This window comes from Polymorphum gilvum SL003B-26A1, from assembly GCF_000192745.1.
Taxonomy (GTDB): domain Bacteria; phylum Pseudomonadota; class Alphaproteobacteria; order Rhizobiales; family Stappiaceae; genus Polymorphum; species Polymorphum gilvum.
Genome location: NC_015259.1, coordinates 95,735 through 115,339, shown reverse-complemented (window position 1 = coordinate 115,339; position 19,605 = coordinate 95,735). Strand labels below are relative to the sequence as shown.

The following is a 19,605-nucleotide window of genomic DNA, read 5'->3' as shown; positions in this document are numbered from 1 at the left end:
CGGACCTCGTGTCGGGCGGGCGCGGGCTCAGCGGTTCGGGCTCGGGCGCGGCACCGGCGCGCCGGAATCCGTCGCCGCCCGGAAGATCGAGCCGGGCGCCGCGGGAACGAAGCCCGCGTTGCCGGTCTCAGACGGGGCGACCATGGCCGCCGGTCTCAGGTCGAGCGGCTTGGACGGCGGCAGCGGCACGACCACGCCGGGCGCCAGGGTGATGGCCTTTGCCGGCGCGCCCGCCCCCTTGGGCAGGCCGACATGGACCGGAACCGGCGCATAGGCGACCTGCTGCACGCCGACGGTGCGATCGAGCACCTTGCCCCAGTCGACCTTGCCGGACCCGGTCTTGATGTCGTCGTCGGCATCCTCGGACGGATCGTTCACCGCCGGCGCCGCGGCTCCCGGGATCAGCGGCCGACCCTCGCCGGGAGCGAAGAACGACAGTGTCGACGCGCGCATGCCGCCGCCGGCCTCGATGTCGTAGCGCGCCAGGATCTCCTCCGGTCCCGGCTTCGGATTGCGCTTGCAATAGGCGTCTTCCGGTGGCTGGCCGGCGCTGCGAGGCATGTTGTCGACCGTGCGGCCGCTGCCGCGCGCCCGGAACCCCTTGTCGATCGCCTCGCGTGCAAAGGCGGTGCGTTCCAGCCCCGAGGAAGCGCCGAGCACGACCGCGATCACCGTCCGCCCGCGCCGCGTCGCCGAGGCCGCGACATTGTAGCCGGAATTGCAGATGTAGCCGGTCTTCATGCCGTCGGCGCCGGGCACCCGGAGCAGAAATTCGCGATTGGCCGAACGCAGGGTCTGCTTGCCGAAGGTCAGGCCGGCATGGCCGTAGTAGCCGCGCGCCTCGGGGAAGTCGCGCCTGAGCGCCCTGGCCAGGATCGCCATGTCCAGCGCCGAGGACACCTGGCGGTTGTCGGGCAGGCCATGCGGATTGGCGAAATGCGTGTCGCGCATGCCGAGGCGCGCCGCCTCGGCATTCATCAGGGCAACGAAATTCGCCTCCGTGCCACCGATCGCCTCGCCCAGCGCCACGGCTATGTCGTTCGCCGACTTGACCATGACGATCTTGAGCGCAGTGTCGACGGTCATCTGCGTGCCGACCTTGAAGCCCATCTTGCTGGGCGGCTGGGCGAGCGAGTTCTGCGACTGGGTCACCGCCGAGTCCAGGCTGGAGCGCCCCTCGCGAATCGCCTTCAGCGTCACGTAGGCGGTCATCATCTTGGTCAGCGAGGCCGGATACCAACGGCGCGTCCCCTGGAACTCGTCGAGCACCTGGCCGCTGTCGGCGTCGATCACGATCCAGGAGCCGATGTCTGCCCGCGCGGGCGGTGCCTGAACCGCTGCGAGAAACGCCGCAATGAGGACGCCGAAGGAGAGCGCCCGCCTGTCGAATAGTCCGCCGAACACGATACCCTCGTCGTTCGTTGCCCGCTGCCCCAGCCATGCCTTTCATCCATAAACGATCCGCCCCTGCGTTTGCAAAGGGTTCTCCGGAAAAGGCGGTCCGCCGATATGCCTACTTGTTAGGCGCATGCATCTTCTGGAGGCAACTTTCGACCTGCTGTGGACAATCCTCTGCCGGCTTGGTTTGCTGGATCGGTCTGGCCCTCCGCTTGCATAGGGCTGACGCAAACGACGCGACGGTATGGATCGCCAGGAACAGGGAGACGGCCATGCCGGGGGCCATGCCAGGATCCGCAATGAAGGCCGACGGCGCAGCGGCGGAGACCAGGAACCTCGACGCCGCGCTGCAGCGGATGCGGGGCGACGCCCGTGTTGCCTTTACCTTGCGCAGCGGCATCACCGTCCTCGCCGATCTCTACCAGAGCGGATCCGCCAAGATCCGCCTGCCGAAGGTCTATGCCGGCCCGCCCGTCGCAGTCCTGATCAACACCGCCGGCGGCATCACCGGCGGCGACCGGCTGACCTGCGAGGCCCGTGTCGGCGCCGGCGCGCACGCGATCGTCACCGCCCAGGCGGCCGAACGCGCCTATCGCAGCGCCGGCGGCACCGGCATGGTGACCACCAACCTCCATGCGCAGGACGGCGCCACGCTCGAATGGCTGCCGCAGGAAACCATCCTGTTCGATGCCTCGGCCCTCAGCCGCCGCCTGGACGCCGATCTTTCCGGCTCGGCGCGCCTGCTGGCGGTCGAATCGGTCATCCTCGGCCGCACTGCCATGGGCGAGACGCTGTCGCGGCTCGCCTTCCGCGACCGCTGGCGGATCCGCCGGGATGGCCGCCTGGTATTCGCCGACGATATTCGTCTCGACGGCGACCCGACCACACTCCTGTCCGGTCCGGCGACCGCCGCCGGCGCGCGCGCCTTCGCCACCGTCCTCGACTGCGCCCCCGACGCGCCCGAACGCCTCGCCCTCGCCCGCGACGCCCTGCCGCGCTTTTCCGGTCGCGCCGCGGCCAGCGCCTGGAACGGCGTCCTGCTCGCCCGCTTCGTCGGGCCCGACGCGCGCGACCTGCGCAGCGCGCTTGCCGCCTTTCTCGAAACCTACCGCGCCGCGGCGCTGCCACGGGTATGGTCCTGCTGATGCGACCCGACGACGTCCGCGACCACACCAGCCAACGGAGGCTTCCTTGAATCTCACCCCGCGCGAAAAGGACAAGCTGCTGATTTCCATGGCCGCCATGGTCGCGCGACGGCGCCTGGAGCGCGGCGTCAGGCTGAACCATCCGGAGGCCATCGCGCTGATCACCGATTTCGTCGTCGAGGGCGCCCGCGACGGACGCTCGGTCGCCGACCTGATGCAGGCCGGCGCGACGGTTCTGACCCGCGACCAGGTCATGGACGGCGTCGCCGAGATGATCCACGACGTCCAGGTCGAGGCCACCTTTCCCGACGGCACCAAGCTGGTGACCGTCCATGACCCGATCCGGTGAAGTTCCGCTCGCCGCGTCCATGCCCGGCCCAAACGAGGACAAACCCATGATTCCCGGAGAACTCTTCCCCGCCGAGGGCGAGATCGAACTCAACGCTGGCGCCCCGGTGCTCAGCCTCGACGTCGCCAACACCGGCGACCGGCCGGTCCAGGTTGGCAGCCACTACCACTTCGCCGAGACCAATCCGGCGCTCGCCTTCGACCGCGAGGCGGCGCGCGGCATGCGCCTCGACATTCCCGCCGGCACCGCGGTGCGCTTCGAGCCCGGCCAGACCCGAACGGTGGCGCTGATCCCCTATCGAGGCGCCCGCACCGTCTACGGCTTCAACCAGAAGGTCATGGGTCCGCTGTGAGGCCATCGCTCGAGGATTCCGCCATGCCGCTCGCCCGCCTCGTCCTTGCCATCGCCCTTCTGTTACCGGCCGGCGCCGCACGGGCGCAGGAGACGATCGACTGCGGCTATCCGCTCAGCCAGATGGAACTGACCTATTGCGCCGAAAAGGCCTGGGAAGCCGCCGACGCGGACCTCAACGCCGCCTACCGGGAAGCCATGGCACGCATGCGCGAGATGGACGCGAACCTTGCCGATATGCCGGACCTGCAGGGTGCCGCCGAGGCCCTGAAGGAGGCTCAGCGCGCCTGGATCCCCTATCGAGACAAAGCCTGCGCGGCCTACGGCTTCCTCGCCCGCGGCGGCACCATGGAGCCGCAGCTGATCTACGGCTGCCTGGCGACGCTCACCGTCCGGCGCGCCGAGGAACTGAAGGACCTCGCCGCCGGAATCGAAGGCCGATGACCGGCCCTTCCAACCCCGTTTCGACCCCGTCAAGCCGTTGAGGTAAGGCCATGCCCTACAAGATGTCCCGTGCCGCCTATGCCGACATGTTCGGCCCGACCGTTGGCGACCGCCTGCGCCTGGCCGACACGGATCTGATCATCGAGGTCGAGAAGGACTTCACCGTCTACGGCGAGGAGGTGAAGTTCGGCGGCGGCAAGGTCATCCGCGACGGCATGGGCCAATCCCAGGCACCGCGCTCCGCCGGCGCCGTCGACACCGTGATCACCAACGTGCTGATCGTCGACCACTGGGGCATCGTCAAGGCCGACGTCGGCATCAGGGACGGCCGCATCGCCGCCATCGGCAAGGCCGGCAACCCGGACGTCCAGCCGAACGTCGACATCGTCGTCGGCCCGGGCACGGAGGCGATCGCCGGCGAAGGCAAGATCCTGACCGCCGGCGCGCTCGACGTGCACATCCATTTCATCTGCCCGCAGCAGATCGACGACGCGCTGATGTCGGGCGTCACCACCATGCTCGGCGGCGGCACCGGGCCGGCGACCGGCACCAACGCCACCACCTGTACCCCCGGCCCCTGGCACATCGCCCGCATGCTGCAGGCGGCCGACAGCTTTCCGATGAACCTCGCCTTCGCCGGCAAGGGCAACGCCTCGCTGCCGGCCGCGCTGGAAGAACAGATCATGGCCGGCGCCTGCTGCCTCAAGCTGCACGAGGACTGGGGCACGACGCCGGCGGCCATCGACACCTGCCTGTCGGTCGCCGACGAATACGACGTCCAGGTGATGATCCACACCGACACACTGAACGAATCGGGCTTCGTCGAGAACACCACCGCCGCCTTCCGGAACCGCACCATCCACGCCTTCCACACAGAGGGCGCCGGCGGCGGCCATGCGCCGGATATCATCAAGGTGTGCGGCGAGACGAACGTCATCCCGTCGTCGACCAATCCGACGCGACCCTATACGAAGAACACCATCGACGAGCATCTCGACATGCTCATGGTCTGCCATCATCTGGACGGCTCCATTCCGGAGGACGTCGCCTTCGCCGAGAGCCGCATCCGCAAGGAGACCATCGCCGCCGAGGACATCCTGCACGACATTGGCGCCTTCTCGATCATCGCGTCGGACAGCCAAGCGATGGGCCGCGTCGGCGAGGTGATCATCCGCACCTTCCAGACCGCCCACAAGATGAAACTCCAGCGCGGCCGGCTGGCCGGCGAGACCGGCCAGAACGACAACCTGCGCGTCCGCCGCTACATCGCCAAGGTGACCATCAACCCGGCCATCGCCCACGGTCTCGACGAGCACATCGGCTCGGTCGAGGTCGGCAAGCTCGCCGACCTCGTGCTCTGGGATCCGAAGTTCTTCGGCGTCAAACCGGACCTGGTGCTGAAACTCGGCACCATCGCCGCCGCGCCGATGGGCGACCCCAACGCCTCCATCCCGACGCCCCAACCGGTGCACTACCGGCCGATGTTCGGCGCCTTCGGCAAGACCATGACGGCGAGCCGGATTACCTTCGTGTCCAGGGCGGCCTATGACAGCGGCGTCAGGGACCGGCTCGGCCTCGACAGCCTCGTCCTGCCGGTGAGGAACACCCGCAGCGGCATCTCCAAGAAGTCGATGATCCTCAACGACGCCACGCCGAAGATCGATGTCGATCCGGAAACCTACGAGGTGCGCGCCGACGGTGAACTGCTGACCTGTGAACCTGCCGATGTTCTTCCCATGGCCCAGCGCTATTTCCTGTTCTAGAGTTCGCAGGGCGGAGCGGAGCACGGCGACAGGCGGCATGACACCGGAATACCACATCGAGATCGGCGCCGAGCCGACCGGCGGCTGTCCCTGCTGCGATCCCGACGCCGCCGCGCCGCAGGGCTTCCTCCTGCACGCCGGCGCGGCGCATGCCATCTATTACGCCGACTGGCTGGACAACGGACCGGTCACCGGGGTCGATCTGGTCGTCGCGACCGGCCGCTGGGATGCCGACAGCGGCCCTCAGCACCGCCAGGCCGCCGCCTTCCGGCTCAACCGCACCGGCACCGGGGCGGACATCGTCGCATGCGATGCAGGCGCTTCGCGCTGGCGCGACCTCGCCCTGCTCGGCCGTCTGCTCGCCGCCGGCGAAGTGCCGGCGGAGATGGCCGAGATCGCCCGCTTCGTCGCCGACGCCGATCCACGCATCCGCGCGGCCCTGCGTCGCACGGTCGGCTCCGACTACCGACTCAGTCTCGGCCGCGGCCGCGGCCGGGCAAAGGCCGGCGCAAACCGGCGAATCTAGGGAGACAGCGAAATCCATGTACACCGTCATCGGCACCCCGCGCAGCCGCGCCAACCGGGTCATCTGGATACTCGAGGAACTCGGCGAGCCCTATGACCTCGTCCCCGCCCTGCCCCAGAGCGAGGAGATCCGTGCGCTCAATCCGGCCGGCAAGGTGCCGGCCCTCTTGGTCGACGGCGCGGTGCTCACCGACAGCGTCGCCATCGTCCAGTTCCTCGCCGACCGGCACGGTCGCTTCACCTTCCCGGCCGGCACGATCGAGCGCGCTCGCCAGGACAGCTTCACCCAGTTCTGCGTCGACGAGATCGAGGGTGCGCTGTGGACCGCGGCCAAGAACAGCCTGTTCCATCCCGAGGAGATCCGTGTCCCCGCGATCAAGGACGTCTGCCGGATGGAGTTCGACACCGCCCTCAAGACGCTCGAGGCACGCCTCGGCGAAGGCCCCTATGTGATGGGCGCCGAATTCACCGTGCCGGACCTGTTGTTCGGCCAATGCGCCGGCTGGGCCGCCGCCGCGAAGTTCGACCTGCCCAAAGAAGGCGCGCTGCATGCCTATTTCAAGCGCCTGCGCGAGCGTCCCGCCTACCGGGCACTGATGCAGAAGGTCGCCGAGGCCGCATGATCCGCGCCACCGAAGTCCTGCCTGCCGGCTCCTGGACCGGCGCCCCCGCCGACGTGGTCACCCTCGACCGCGAGGATCGCCACCGCCGCCGCGCATCGCTGACCGGCGAGAATGGCCTCGCGTTCCTGCTCGATCTGGCCCAGGCCGTTCACCTGCGCCATGGCGATGGCCTCAAGCTGGACGACGGCCGCATCGTCGAGGTGCGCGCCGAGGCCGAGGATCTGGTCGAGATCACCGCCGACGACATGGACCACCTCGTCCGCATCGCCTGGCATCTCGGCAACCGCCACCTGCCGACCCAGCTCATGGGCGCCACGCTGCGCATCCGCCGCGATCACGTCATCGAGGACATGGTGCAGCGCCTCGGCGGCCGGCTGACGCCGCTCGCCGCACCCTTCGACCCCGAGGGCGGCGCCTACGGCCACGGCCAGACCCATGGTCACGATCATGGCCACTCGCACGGACACCACGCCCACGACCATGGTCATTCCCATGGCTGACCCGGACACGGCGATGGACCGCAGCATGGCGCCGGATCCCGATCCTCCTTGTGGGGGGGAATCAGGGACGGAGAGCGGCCGGAATGGCGCTCCGGTTCTCGAATGCGGCGCGCCTCGCCATGTCTGAGACCCTCTCCGCGGCCGCGCTCTACCGTCTGCTCGCCTTTCTGTCGCCGGGCTTTCCCGTCGGCGCCTTCACCTACAGCCACGGCCTGGAACAGGTGATCGACGACGGCGGCGTGCATGATGCGGCGACGCTGCAGGCCTGGCTCGCGGACATCCTCTGCCTCGGCGCCGGCCGCACCGACGCCATCCTGCTCAAGGAGGCCCATGCCGCCGCCCGTCGGGGCGACGCATCCACCCTGGTCGATCTCGTCGACCTCGGTCTCGCCCTGCAGCCGTCGAAGGAACGACATCTGGAATCGAGCGCCCAGGGCACCGCATTCGTCGACGCCATCGGCAAGGCGTGGCGGCCGGGAACGGATACGCCGGTCGGGGCCCTGTTCGCCCGCCTCGCCGGTCCGGCAGCGCCCGACGCGCCGCGCCTGTGGCCCTATCCGGTCGCCGTCGGCCTGGTCGCCGCCGCCTGCGCCATCCCTCTGGCGGCGGCTCTGACCGGCTTCCTGCACGCCTTCTCTGCCAATGCCGTCTCCGCCGCCGTGCGCGCGGTGCCGCTCGGCCAGAGCGACGGCCAGCGCGTGCTCGCCGGGCTCGAACCGGTCGTTGCCGATGTCGCCGCGCAGGCCCTCGCCGCCGGCCTGGACGATCTCGGCAGCTGCGTGTTCCTTGCCGACATCGCCTCCATGGCCCACGAAACCCAGTACACGAGGTTGTTCCGCTCATGACGCCCCCCGGCAGCTCCCCTCACGGTCCTCTGCGCGTCGGCATCGGCGGCCCCGTCGGCTCCGGCAAGACGACGCTGACCGACCGGCTGTGCAAGGCCATGCGCGATCGCTATTCGCTCGCCGTCATCACCAACGACATCTACACGAGCGAGGACGCCGAAGCGCTGATGCGCTCCCAGGCACTGCCGAGCGAGCGGATCCGCGGCGTCGAGACCGGCGGCTGTCCGCACACCGCGATCCGCGAGGATGCTTCGATCAACCTCGCCGCCGTCGCCGACCTGACCCGCAGCTTTCCTGACCTCGACCTGATTCTGATCGAATCGGGCGGCGACAACCTGGCCGCCACCTTCTCGCCAGAGCTGGCCGATTTGACCGTCTACGTCATCGACGTCGCCGCCGGCGAGGAGATCCCGCGCAAGGGCGGGCCCGGCATCACCCGCTCCGACCTTCTGGTCATCAACAAGACCGATCTCGCGCCCCATGTCGGCGTGGACCTGTCGGTCATGGAGCGCGACGCCACGCACATGCGCAAGGGCCGGCCGTTCCTGTTCGCCAACACCAAGGCCGGCGACGGCGTCCAGGCCGTGGTCGATTTCATCGTCTCCCGGGGCGGCCTCTGACCGCTCAGGTCTCGGTCCAGAAGTCCGGCGTCAGGACCAGGATGCCGCCGATGAGTTCGAGCCGGCCGAGGATCATCTGGACCGCAAGCAGCCACTTCACCGGATCGGACAGGGACTGGAACGTGCCCGCCGGCCCGATGATCGGTCCGACGCCGGGGCCAACGTTGGCCAGCGCCGTCGCCGATGCGCTGAGCGCGGTCGCGAGGTCGAGGCCGAGCGCCGCGTAGACGGCCGCGAAGACCGCGAAGGTGCCCGCATAGAGCACGGAGAAGATCAGCACGCCTTCCATGACGCCGGGCGTCACCTTGGCGCCGCCGAAGCGCGGCTCGATGATCCGGTGGGGATGCACGATGCGTTTCAGGATCGCCCGGATTGAGGACAGCAGGATCGCCACGCGGAATATCTTGAAGCCGCCCGAGGTCGAGCCGCTGCAGCCGCCGAAGAAGGTCAGCACGAAGAACAGGGCGATGGCGAAATTGCCCCATTGCAGATAGTCCGTCGTCGCGTAGCCGGTCGTCGTTACCACCGAAACGATGTTGAAAACCGAATGGGTGAACTGCCGGAACGGCGTGTCCTCGGTCGTCGCGTGCATGGACAGGAACGCGAGGAAACTCGCACCGGCGACGAACAGAAGATAGACGCGAACCTGTTCGGGATGCGGCACTTCGCGCCGCTCGGCCAGCTTGATCAGGAACAGGAACGGCATGCCTGACGCCAGCATATACACGATCGCGATCCACAGGATGGCGAGGCTGGAGAACTGCCCCATGGAGCTGTCGGAGGTGGAGAAGCCGCCGGTCGAGATCGTCGTCATGGCGTGGTTGATCGCCTGGAACGCGGTCATACCGGCGAGGTAATAGAGCAGCCCGCAGCTCAGGGTCAGGACCAGGTACAGGCCGAGCAGCCGGAACAGGAAGGGCTCGATCCGGCCGTAGGGCTTGGCGGTCTTCTCGGAGGACTCGATGGCAAACAGCTGCGATCCGCCGACCCGCAGGCCCGGCAGCAGCCAGATGCCGATGACCACGATGCCGATGCCGCCGATCCATTGCAGCAGCGAGCGCCACAGCAGGATGCCTGGCGGCAGGCCGTCCAGCCCCGTCAGGATCGTCGAACCGGTCGTGGTCAGACCCGAGGCCGCCTCGAAGAAGGCATCCGCGAAACTGATGTCCAGGCCGCTGGCGTAGAGGGGAATCGCGCCCGCAAAACTGAAGGTGAACCAGGCGGCGTTGACGAACAGGAAGGTCTCGCGTGGCCGGAAAGGGAACGCGCGCCGGGCGAGCGCAGCCGACAGCAGCGCGCCGATGCAGCCGCTGACCAGCGCCGAGGTGGCGAACACCACCCAGTCTGGATTGCGGGCAACCAGGTCGGCTCCCGCCGGGATCATCATGAAGGCGGCGACTACGATCAGCAGACGTCCGATCGGCAGCGCGACGGCGCGAAAGTCCATCTTGGCAGCATCCGCCCCGCGGGCAAAGCCCGGTCGGGGAGTGTATCCGCGCGCCAGAGTGCAGCGCAGCAGCGTGCATATTCGCCTTTCCGGCGGGAATTGCAAGCGGGCGGGACGAGCCTCCCGACCGGAACGGGGCCGACCGGATCCAATCGAAGCGGCGCTTTTCCTTGACTCTCCGCGTCCTTTTCGACTATGTCCGGCCCACTCCGTGAGAGTGACGACATTTCGAGCCGCCGACCGGGACCCGCAAAGGTGTAAAGAGATCCCGGAGGTTCACACCCGACAGCGCGTGGCGCCCTCGGGTGCGTTTCCGCTTTGCGTACGGCGTTGGGAAACCGGATGTCCGACCCCACATGGAGCGGGACGAGGGGCGCTGCGCCCGTTTTCCCGACCTGGAACCCGGAAGGACCTTGAGGCATGTTCGAAAGTCTGTCCGATCGCTTGAGCGGTATTCTCGACAAGCTCACCGGCCGCGGTGCGCTGTCGGAATCCGATGTCAACGAGGCGCTGCGCGAAGTCCGTCGCGCGCTGATCGAGGCGGATGTCGCCCTTCCCGTCGTGCGCTCCTTCACCGACAAGGTGCGCGTGCGCGCCGTCGGCGCGGAAGTGGTCAAGTCGGTCACGCCCGGCCAGATGGTGGTCAAGATCGTCCACGACCAGCTCGTGGAGATGCTCGGCGCTGACGCCGAGCCGATCGACCTCAACGCCCCCGCTCCGGTCGCGATCATGATGGTCGGCCTGCAGGGCTCGGGCAAGACGACCACCACCGCCAAGATCGCCCGCCGTCTCGCCACCCGCGATAAGCGCAGGGTGCTGATGGCCTCGCTCGACACCCGCCGCCCGGCGGCCCAGGAGCAGCTCAAGGTGCTCGGCGAGCAGAACGGCATCGACACGCTGCCGATCGTGGCCGGCCAGGGCCCGGTCGACATCGCCCGGCGCGCGATCCAGGCGGCCCGCCTCGGCGGCTACGACGTGGTCATGCTCGACACCGCCGGCCGCATCCACATCGACGAGGCGCTCATGCACGAGATGGCGGAGATCAAGGCCGCCACCAACCCGCACGAGATCCTGCTTGTCGCCGATGCGCTGACCGGTCAGGATGCCGTCAACCTCGCCACCAGCTTCGACGAGCGCGTCGGCATCACCGGCATCGCGCTGACCCGCATGGATGGCGACGGCCGCGGCGGCGCGGCCCTGTCGATGCGCGCGGTCACCGGCAAGCCGGTCAAGATCATCGGCACCGGCGAAAAGGCCGAGGCGCTTGAGGACTTCCATCCCCGCCGCATCGCCGACCGCATCCTCGGCATGGGCGACATTGTCTCCCTGGTCGAGAAGGCTGCCGAAGCGATCGACGCCGAGAAGGCCGCCAAGATGGCGGCGAAGATGCAGAAGGGTCATTTCGACCTGGAGGATCTCGCCGAGCAGCTGAGGCAGATGGAGAAGCTCGGCGGCATGTCGGGCGTGATGGGCATGCTGCCCGGCATCGGCAAGATGAAGAAGCAGCTCGACGCCGCCAATCTCGACGACAAGATGTTCAAGCGCCAGATCGCGATCATCCAGTCGATGACGCCGGAAGAACGCCGCAAGCCCGACATCCTCAAGGCGAGCCGCAAGAAGCGCATCGCCGCCGGCGCCGGCCTCGACGTCGCCGAGGTCAACAAGCTGCTGAAGATGCACCGCCAGATGGCGGACATGATGAAGCTGATGGGCAAGAAGAAGGGTCTGTTCGGCAAGATGATGAGCGGCCTTGGCGGCGGCCTCGGAGACGCGCTGGGCGGCGGTATGCCGGACATCGATCCCAAGCAGCTCGAGCAGATGGCCAGGTCCGGCCAGATGCCGGGCGGCATGGAACTGCCCAAGGGCCTGCCCAAGAGCCTGCCCGGCAGTGCCGGCCTGCCCGGGTTCGGCGGTGCCCGGCTGCCGGGTCTCGGCGGCATGCCCGGTTTCGGCCCGGGCCTCGGCAAGGGCAAGAAGAAATGACGGCCGCCTCCGATCGCCGCACCGGCGCCGACACGCGGCTGGGCGATAGCGCGCCGATGGCGGAGTTGCGCGCCCTGCGCGCCTCGATCGACAACATCGACGCCGCGCTGGTGCACATGCTGGCCGAACGCTTCAAGTGCACCCAGAAGGTCGGCCATCTGAAGGCCGCCCATGACCTGCCGCCGGCCGACCCGGCGCGCGAACAGATTCAGATCGAGCGTCTGCGCCGCCTGGCGGCGGAGGCCAACCTCGATCCTGACTTTGCCGAAAAGTTCCTTGCCTTCATCGTCAGGGAAGTCATTCGGCACCACGAAGCCATTGCCGCCAACGCCGGCAACTGAACAACTGGAGAGTAAAGACCATGGCTACCAAGATCCGTCTCGCCCGTGGCGGCGCCAAGAAGCGTCCCTACTACCGCATCGTCGTCGCCGACGTCCGCGCCCCGCGCGACGGCCGCTTCATCGAGAAGGTCGGCTCCTACGATCCGATGCTGCCGAAGGACTCCGAGAACCGCGTCCAGCTCAACGTCGAGCGCATCCAGCACTGGCTGGCCAACGGCGCCCAGCCGACCGACCGCGTGCATCGCTTCCTCGACGACGCCGGCCTGCTGAAGCGCGCGCCGCGCAACAACCCGAAGAAGGCCGAGATGGGTCAGAAGGCCAAGGAAAAGCTCGCTGCCAAGAAGCAGGCCGAGGAAGAGGCCGCCGCCGCGGCCGCCGAAGCGTCCGAGTAACATGGCAAGCCGACGCGTGCCGGAGCGGGACCAGTCGGGGGACGGGCGATGAGTTCCGCCTCCGACCGCATCCTGATGGCGCGCATCGGCGCCGCCCACGGCGTCCGCGGCGAGGTGCGGGTCAAGCCCTTCGGCGACGACCCGCTCTCCTTCGCGGACTACGGCCCGCTGGAGACCGCCGACGGCAGCCGCCGCTTCGAGGTGGTCGGGGCCCGCGTGCAGAAGACCGTCGTCATCACCAGGTTCAAGGGCATCGACGACCGCACCGCCGCCGAGGCGCTCAACGGCCTCGATCTCTACGTGCCGCGCGAGCGCCTGCCCGAACCGGGCGACGACGAGTTCTATCACGCCGACCTGATCGGCCTGGAGGCCGTCGATGCGGCCGCGAGCCGGTTCGGAACCGTGGTGGCGGTGCAAGATTTCGGCGCCGGCGACCTGCTGGAGATCCGCCCCGACCGGGGCCGGAGCTTCTACGTCCCGTTCACGCAGGCCTTCGTGCCGACGGTCGATCTCGCCGCCGGACGCGTCGTGCTCGACCTGCCCGACGACTACCTGTCGGAAGGTACGGACGAGGACCGCAGCCGCACCGGGGCGGGCTGAAGCGTCTCAGCACCGAGCAGGTCGTCTAGATTCGCTGCGGCTGATGCAAGCGCCTGGCGCCGTTCCGAGCGCCACAGGGCGATCAGCCCGACCACCAGCGCGACGCCGACGCCGTTGGCCACCGCGTCGAGGACCGAGGCATGGTGATGCGGCGTGAGGGCCTGGACCAGTTCGCCGAATGCGCCCAGCGCGAAGGCGACCACGGCCGAGATGCGCAGCCGGCAGCAGAACAGCGTGTGCACCGACAGCGTCAGCAGGGCGAAGAAGACGACATGCAGCAGCTTGTCGTAAGGGTGGTCGAGCCCGCTGGTGAACACCAGGCCGACCAGGATGCCGAAGGTCATCAGCGCACCGAGCGGCAGCACGCGGCTCAGCGAAATGTCGATATAGTGCCGCTCGACGGAGCTTCGCAGCAGGCTCGGCAACGGAACACGCAGGGTCGGCACGGCGGGACCTCCTTGATTAAGTATCCACCCTCGCCCCCGGCCGGTTAACGCGGTCTTGCGGGCCGCCGAACCGCCCCGCGCCGGCGGGCCGAATGCGTCGGCAGGGTTAACAGACGCTTGACACGGGCCGGAGAGCAGGCCGTCCGACGGATCACTGGAGGAAACGCCCTGATGACTTTCGCCGCCACCGTACTCAGCCTCTATCCCGAGATGTTCCCCGGCCCGCTCGGCGCGAGCCTCGCAGGGCGGGCGCTCGACAAAAGCCTGTGGGCCCTCGACGCGCGCCAGATCCGCGACCATGCCCACGACCGCCACCGCTCGGTCGACGACACGCCGGCCGGCGGTGGCGCCGGCATGGTGCTGCGCGCCGACATCCTCGCCGCCGCCATCGACGCCGCCGCGCCGGCGGACGATCCGCGTCCGAGGCTCCTGATGAGCCCGCGCGGCCGTCCGTTCACCCAACGGATGGCGCACGACCTCGCCGACGGCCCGGGCGCAATCATCGTCTGCGGCCGCTTCGAAGGCGTCGACCAGCGCGTCATCGAGGCGCGAAACCTGCAGGAAGTTTCGATCGGCGACTACATCCTGTCCGGCGGCGAGCTGGCCGCCATGGTCGTGCTCGACGCGGTGGTCCGCCTGATCCCCGGCGTCATGGGCAATATCGAGAGCGGCAAGACCGAAAGCTTCGAGACCGGCCTGCTCGAGCATCCCCACTACACCCGGCCGCAGATGTTCGAGGACCGCGCTATCCCCGACGTGCTCACCTCCGGCGACCACGCCAGGATCGCCGCCTGGCGCCTTGAGCAGGCAAAACGGCTGACGCAGGACCGTCGGCCCGACCTGTGGGAACGATACGAGGGGAAGGAGGCGGCTCGTAAGCCTGCCCGAAACCCGCCGCCGTCCGATGGTCAGAACGGAAAAACCGCATGACAAATGCGACCGCTTGCGCTATCACCCCGCCATTCTTCGGATCCGGCCGGTCCGCGGGTTGGTTGCGCGTGGAAATCTCCTGGCCGGAGAACAGGCTGTCAGGACGCAGATCCGGCAGGAACATCAGGTCCGATAGCTATCGGCCATGGCCAGCAGACGGTGAATCCGTCCCCGCGAGGAAGCTCGCGACGGGACGCTCTGGCCGTCTCGGAATTGAAAAGGGAAAGATGCCATGAACATTCTCGAGCAGATCAACGCCGAAGAGCAGGCGAAGATCGAAGCCGTCCGCAAGCTGCCGGAATTCTCTCCGGGTGACACCGTCAAGGTCAACGTCAGGGTGACCGAAGGCAGTCGCACCCGAACCCAGGCCTACGAGGGCGTCTGCATCGCCCGCTCCGGCGGCGGCTTCACCGAGAGCTTCACCGTCCGCAAGATCTCCTACGGCGAGGGCGTCGAGCGCGTGTTCCCGGTCTGCTCGCCGATGATCGAGAGCGTCGAGGTCGTCCGCCGCGGCAAGGTGCGCCGCGCCAAGCTCTATTACCTGCGCGACCGTCGCGGCAAGTCCGCCCGCATCGTCGAGGCGACCAATGCCCGCGCCAAGCGCCTCAACGAAGAGGTGCGTGCAGAAGTCGCCGCCGCCAAGGCCGCTGCCGCCGCCGAGAAGGAAGCTGCCAAGGAAGCGGCTGCCGAGGCTTCGGCCGAATAAGATTCGGCACCAGCGGAAGATTTGGAGAGGCGGCCTGTCCGGGCCGCCTTTTTCGTTGCCTGCGGACCGGCGGCACGCGCTGCCGCCGTCAAGCGCAGTTGAACAAAGCTCAACGGTTCGCGTCCTTGAACGCGCTTGACCGTAAGGTCATCTTCGAGTCATTGAAGGCTGGACATGCGAGACCGCGCCCCGGGCACCGGTTTCGGCAACGGGAAACAGGCACCGGCCCGATCCGGCACGAGACACCAAGGCCTGTCCCGGTTTCAGGAGACACCCGATGACGCAGCCCTCGAAGACGGCACCGAAGACCCTCTACGACAAGATCTGGGACGATCATGTCGTCGACACCCAGGACGACGGCACCTGCCTGCTCTACATCGACCGCCATCTCGTTCATGAGGTGACCAGCCCGCAGGCCTTCGAAGGCCTGCGCATGAGTGGGCGCAAGGTGCGCCAGCCGGGCAAGACGCTCGCCGTCGTCGACCACAACGTGCCGACGACCGACCGCAGCCACGGCATCGACGATCCGGAATCGGCATTGCAGGTGCAGACGCTGGCCGACAATGCCCGCGACTTTGGCGTCGAATACTACAGCGAGCTCGACCATCGTCAGGGCATCGTTCACATCGTCGGTCCCGAGCAGGGCTTCACCCTGCCAGGCATGACCATCGTCTGTGGCGACAGCCACACCTCGACCCACGGCGCCTTCGGCGCGCTCGCCCACGGCATCGGCACCTCGGAAGTGGAGCACGTCCTGGCCACCCAGACGCTGATCCAGAAGAAGGCAAAGAACATGCTGATCCAGGTGGACGGCACCCTGCCCGAAGGGGTCACCGCCAAGGACATCATTCTGGCCATCATCGGCGAGATCGGCACCGCCGGCGGCACCGGCTACGTCATGGAATACGCCGGCGAGGCGATCCGGTCGCTGTCGATGGAAGGCCGCATGACCGTCTGCAACATGTCGATCGAAGGCGGCGCCCGCGCCGGCCTGATCGCGCCGGACGAGAAAACCTTCGCCTACATCAAGGGCCGTCCGAAGGCGCCGACCGGCGAGGCCTGGGACCGCGCCGTCGCCTACTGGAAAACCCTGCACTCCGATCCGGGCGCTCACTTCGACAAGATCGTCGAACTCGACGCAGCCAACCTGCCGCCGATCGTCACCTGGGGCTCGTCGCCCGAGGACGTGGTCTCGGTCCAGGGCGTGGTGCCGAACCCGGACGACATCGAGGACGAGAACCGCCGCGCCTCCAAGTGGCGTGCGCTGGAATACATGGGCCTGACACCGGGCACGAAGATCACCGACATCCCGCTCGACGTGGTGTTCATCGGGTCGTGCACCAACGGCCGCATCGAGGATCTGCGCGCCGCCGCCGCCGTGGTCGGCGACCGCAAGGTCAAGGACGGCATCCGCGCCATGGTCGTGCCGGGCTCCGGCCTGGTCAAGGAACAGGCGGAGACCGAGGGCCTGGACAAGGTCTTCAAGGCTGCCGGCTTCGAATGGCGCGAGCCGGGCTGCTCCATGTGCCTGGCAATGAATGCCGACAAGCTGAAGCCGGGCGAGCGCTGCGCCTCGACCTCGAACCGCAACTTCGAGGGCCGCCAGGGCTTCAAGGGCCGCACCCATCTGGTGTCGCCGGCCATGGCCGCGGCCGCCGCCATCGCCGGCCGTTTCGTCGACATCCGCGAGTGGCCGAAGGCCTGATTCGCCCAGTTCTCGCCGCACTGCACGGGCGCCCTTGCGGCGCCCGTTTCCGTTTGCCGGCACAAGGCCTCGCGCGGATCTGCCGACAGCCCCGATTTTCCCTTTGCCGCCAGTGACCTGCCGGAGCCCGCCGGGCCCTCGCGGCATGCTGCCGCGCCGCTCGCTCCTGTTCGTTTTGCGGGCTTCACAAGAGTGTCACCTCGGCTCTACTATATCTCCAGCAGAGGAAGGCTGATCCCGGTATCGGATCACCGATGCCGGTCCCTTCGTTCGGGCATGAGGAGCCGAAGGTGACGATAGCCGTTTCGCCGGGCGCCCATCCGGCGTTGGTGCTGAATGCGGATTACCGGCCGCTGAGCTATTATCCGCTGTCCCTGTGGTCCTGGCAGGACGCCGTCAAGGCCGTCTTCCTGGACCGGGTCAACATCGTGTCCGAATACGACACCCTGGTCCGAAGTCCGAGCTTCGAGTTCCGCCTGCCCAGCGTTGTTTCCCTCAAGACCTTCGTCAAGCCCTCCCGCCACCCGGCCTTCACGCGCTTCAACGTCTTCCTCCGCGACAAGTTCCAGTGTCAGTACTGCGGCTCGAAGGAAGACCTGACCTTTGATCACCTGATTCCCCGCTCCCGGGGCGGCCAGACCACCTGGCAGAACGTGATCACCGCCTGCTCCCCGTGCAACCTGCGCAAGGCCAACAAGTCGTGCGAGCAGCTCGACATGTGGCCGATGCACATGCCGTTCCAGCCCACCATCCAGGACCTGCACAACAACGGCCGCGCCTTCCCGCCCAACTACCTGCACGACAGCTGGCTCGACTTTCTCTACTGGGACACCGAACTGGAACCGTGACGGCAAAGCCCCCGGGTTTCTGCGACCGGCTTAAGGCTGCATAAACCACGCCGTCAGAACCCTTCCGTATTTGGCTCGAATTTTAGGGATTTCGAAGACTGTTCCGCCATGATCGCGGCCGATCAGTCACTCGGAGTCCTCGCATGCTGCCTCTCGTCCTCCGCCGCCTCCCTGCGCGGCTCGCCGCCTTCGGCCGGGACGCGCGCGCCTCGATCCTGCCGATGGTGGGCGTTCTCGTTGCCCTGATGGTGGTGATCGGCGGCGCCGGCCTCGACTACGGGCGCGCCATCATGCTGCGCGCGTCGATTTCCCATGCCCTCGACGCAGCCGTGCTCGCGGTCGCGCGCCAGCTGTCCGTCAGCATTATGACCGACAGCGAACTCGACAAGGCGATCAAGGACGCCTTCGCCGCCAACATGGCGAGCGCCGGCCTGAGCGGCGCCACGCTGGGCGATCTCACCTATGTCCTCGACCCCGACGCCGGCACCATCTCGGCGACCGCCACCGCGCTGGTGCCGACCTATTTCATCCATGTCGGCGGCCTCGGCCCCGAGAATGTCGCCATCGCCGCCTCCGCCGACGCCACCTACTCGCGCTTTGACGTCGAACTGGCGATGGTCGTCGACGTGACCGGATCGATGAGGAACAGCATGGCCTCCCTGCGCACGGCGGCGCAGTCCGTGGTCGACATCCTGATACCGGACGGCACCAAGAAGAGCGCCAGCAAGGTCCGCATCGCGCTCGTTCCCTACAGCCAGGGCGTCAACCTCGGCGAATACGCCCCCAAGGTCAGCAACGGCGACGCCGGCACGCAGAACTGCGTCACCGAACGCATGGGCAACGAGAAATACACCGACGCGACCTACAACTATAACGGCACGAGTTCGGAATTCTTCGGCGGTGGCTCCAACAGCTGCGCCTCGACGCCGCAGATGGAACCGCTGACCTCCAAGCGCAACACGCTGACCTCGGCGATCAGCAAGCTGAAGGACAACGGCCGTACGGCCGGCCAGACCGGCATCGCCTGGGGCTGGTACGCCCTGTCGCCCAAATGGTCCAACCTGTGGCCGAACGACAGCGTGCCCGGTTCCTATACGGACAGTGACATCCTCAAGTTCGCCCTCATCATGACCGACGGCGATTTCAACGAGTATTACGACAAGGCGACGGCGCAATCGAACTGCAAGTGGCAATTCAACTGGTCCACCTTCAAGTGGGAGCAGGTGTGCGACAGCTCCTACGTCTGGACCGCCTACAGCGAGGCCGCGGGCTACAGCAACGTCTCATCGACCCGCGCCAAGACCCTGTGCGCCGCGATCAAGCAGACCGGCATCCAGGTCTATTCGATCTACTTCGGCAGCAACGCCAATTCGGCCGGCGCCAAGGTCATGAAGGACTGCGCCAGCAGCACCAAGGAAACCTTCTTCATGGCGACCAGCGACAGCGAGCTGATCGCCGCCTTCGCCAAGATCGCCAACAAGATCCAGAACATCTACCTGTCGAAGTAGACTCCCCCGCAAACGAAGAAGGCCCGCCAGGTGGCGGGCCTGCTGACCGCTGACACCCCTCCACGCACGTCATCCCGCACGCAGCGAAGCGCAGATGCGGGATCGGTGAGCCGGGGACCTCCCGGTCTCCTTCAGT

The 19,605-nt window shown here is 67.7% G+C and carries 21 protein-coding genes and 1 pseudogene; 19 read left to right on the top strand and 3 right to left on the bottom strand.

Translation table 11 applies throughout. The features are described 5' to 3' along the window. Positions 1-27: 27 nt before the first annotated feature. Entirely contained in the window at positions 28-1,404 is a 1,377-nt protein-coding gene (locus SL003B_RS00555) for a D-alanyl-D-alanine carboxypeptidase family protein (RefSeq protein WP_013650871.1), read from the bottom strand. A gap of 293 nt (positions 1,405-1,697) precedes the next feature. On the opposite strand from SL003B_RS00555, the gene SL003B_RS00550 reads away from it, so the two are divergent. From SL003B_RS00550 to ureG, 10 genes are all read left to right on the top strand, one after another. Next, positions 1,698-2,543 carry an urease accessory protein UreD gene (locus tag SL003B_RS00550; RefSeq protein ID WP_013650870.1) on the top strand — a complete coding sequence of 282 codons (846 nt, stop codon included), beginning with the start codon at positions 1,698-1,700 and terminating at the stop codon, positions 2,541-2,543. Positions 2,544-2,589: 46 nt separating this feature from the next. Continuing rightward, on the top strand, positions 2,590-2,892 hold the full coding sequence (locus SL003B_RS00545; protein ID WP_013650869.1) for an urease subunit gamma: 303 nt from the start codon (positions 2,590-2,592) through the stop codon (positions 2,890-2,892). A 46-nt stretch (positions 2,893-2,938) separates the two neighbouring features. Then, the gene (locus SL003B_RS00540; protein WP_013650868.1) at positions 2,939-3,244 is read left to right on the top strand and encodes an urease subunit beta; all 306 of its coding nucleotides are present in this window, start codon (positions 2,939-2,941) and stop codon (positions 3,242-3,244) included. A 23-nt stretch (positions 3,245-3,267) separates the two neighbouring features. Further along, the gene (locus SL003B_RS00535) at positions 3,268-3,687 is read left to right on the top strand and encodes a lysozyme inhibitor LprI family protein (RefSeq protein ID WP_013650867.1); all 420 of its coding nucleotides are present in this window, start codon (positions 3,268-3,270) and stop codon (positions 3,685-3,687) included. Positions 3,688-3,737: 50 nt separating this feature from the next. Continuing rightward, complete coding sequence (gene ureC / locus SL003B_RS00530; protein ID WP_013650866.1) at positions 3,738-5,450, top strand: urease subunit alpha; 1,713 nt, start codon at positions 3,738-3,740, stop codon at positions 5,448-5,450. 37 nt (positions 5,451-5,487) lie between these two features. Further along, positions 5,488-5,976, top strand: coding sequence for a hypothetical protein (locus SL003B_RS00525; RefSeq protein ID WP_013650865.1), 489 nt, complete (start codon positions 5,488-5,490; stop codon positions 5,974-5,976). A gap of 16 nt (positions 5,977-5,992) precedes the next feature. Further along, positions 5,993-6,598 carry a glutathione S-transferase family protein gene (locus SL003B_RS00520; RefSeq protein WP_013650864.1) on the top strand — a complete coding sequence of 202 codons (606 nt, stop codon included), beginning with the start codon at positions 5,993-5,995 and terminating at the stop codon, positions 6,596-6,598. Then, positions 6,595-7,098: an urease accessory protein UreE gene (locus tag SL003B_RS00515; RefSeq protein WP_013650863.1), complete on the top strand. Its 504-nt coding sequence runs from the start codon at positions 6,595-6,597 to the stop codon at positions 7,096-7,098. The genes SL003B_RS00520 and SL003B_RS00515 overlap by 4 nt, the downstream gene beginning before the upstream one ends. Positions 7,099-7,181: 83 nt before the next feature. Further along, entirely contained in the window at positions 7,182-7,943 is a 762-nt protein-coding gene (locus tag SL003B_RS00510) for an urease accessory protein UreF (RefSeq protein WP_013650862.1), read from the top strand. Next, on the top strand, positions 7,940-8,563 hold the full coding sequence (ureG, locus tag SL003B_RS00505) for an urease accessory protein UreG (RefSeq protein ID WP_013650861.1): 624 nt from the start codon (positions 7,940-7,942) through the stop codon (positions 8,561-8,563). Before SL003B_RS00510 ends, ureG begins: the two co-directional genes overlap by 4 nt. A gap of 4 nt (positions 8,564-8,567) precedes the next feature. Here ureG and SL003B_RS00500 read toward each other — a convergent pair whose 3' ends face one another. Then, positions 8,568-10,010, bottom strand: a complete 1,443-nt coding sequence (locus tag SL003B_RS00500; protein WP_013650860.1) for a TrkH family potassium uptake protein — start codon at positions 10,008-10,010, stop codon at positions 8,568-8,570. Positions 10,011-10,430: 420 nt separating this feature from the next. Between SL003B_RS00500 and ffh the strand changes: the two genes are divergently transcribed. From ffh to rimM, 4 genes are read left to right on the top strand one after another with little or no spacing between them, the layout of a single operon-like run. After that, complete coding sequence (ffh, locus tag SL003B_RS00495; protein ID WP_013650859.1) at positions 10,431-11,993, top strand: signal recognition particle protein; 1,563 nt, start codon at positions 10,431-10,433, stop codon at positions 11,991-11,993. 56 nt (positions 11,994-12,049) lie between these two features. After that, positions 12,050-12,334 carry a chorismate mutase gene (locus tag SL003B_RS00490; RefSeq protein WP_206771969.1) on the top strand — a complete coding sequence of 95 codons (285 nt, stop codon included), beginning with the start codon at positions 12,050-12,052 and terminating at the stop codon, positions 12,332-12,334. A 20-nt stretch (positions 12,335-12,354) separates the two neighbouring features. Continuing rightward, positions 12,355-12,726, top strand: coding sequence for a 30S ribosomal protein S16 (gene rpsP / locus SL003B_RS00485; RefSeq protein WP_013650857.1), 372 nt, complete (start codon positions 12,355-12,357; stop codon positions 12,724-12,726). 48 nt (positions 12,727-12,774) lie between these two features. Beyond that, positions 12,775-13,326, top strand: coding sequence for a ribosome maturation factor RimM (gene rimM / locus SL003B_RS00480; RefSeq protein WP_013650856.1), 552 nt, complete (start codon positions 12,775-12,777; stop codon positions 13,324-13,326). Here the strand turns inward: rimM and SL003B_RS00475 are convergent. After that, positions 13,275-13,772: a VanZ family protein gene (locus SL003B_RS00475; RefSeq protein WP_041375301.1), complete on the bottom strand. Its 498-nt coding sequence runs from the start codon at positions 13,770-13,772 to the stop codon at positions 13,275-13,277. The two genes, rimM and SL003B_RS00475, sit on opposite strands and share 52 nt — an antisense overlap. 171 nt (positions 13,773-13,943) lie before the next feature. Between SL003B_RS00475 and trmD the strand changes: the two genes are divergently transcribed. From trmD to SL003B_RS00450, 5 genes and pseudogenes are all read left to right on the top strand, one after another. After that, positions 13,944-14,702: a tRNA (guanosine(37)-N1)-methyltransferase TrmD gene (gene trmD, locus SL003B_RS00470; RefSeq protein WP_013650855.1), complete on the top strand. Its 759-nt coding sequence runs from the start codon at positions 13,944-13,946 to the stop codon at positions 14,700-14,702. Between the two features lie 232 nt (positions 14,703-14,934). Next, a pseudogene (gene rplS / locus SL003B_RS00465) lies at positions 14,935-15,303 on the top strand (50S ribosomal protein L19); the annotation flags it as partial. A 382-nt stretch (positions 15,304-15,685) separates the two neighbouring features. After that, positions 15,686-17,113, top strand: a complete 1,428-nt coding sequence (leuC, locus tag SL003B_RS00460; RefSeq protein WP_013650853.1) for a 3-isopropylmalate dehydratase large subunit — start codon at positions 15,686-15,688, stop codon at positions 17,111-17,113. Between the two features lie 290 nt (positions 17,114-17,403). After that, complete coding sequence (locus SL003B_RS00455) at positions 17,404-17,961, top strand: HNH endonuclease (RefSeq protein ID WP_013650852.1); 558 nt, start codon at positions 17,404-17,406, stop codon at positions 17,959-17,961. A gap of 143 nt (positions 17,962-18,104) precedes the next feature. Next, positions 18,105-19,469, top strand: a complete 1,365-nt coding sequence (locus SL003B_RS00450; protein ID WP_013650851.1) for a pilus assembly protein TadG-related protein — start codon at positions 18,105-18,107, stop codon at positions 19,467-19,469. Positions 19,470-19,605 lie beyond the last annotated feature (136 nt).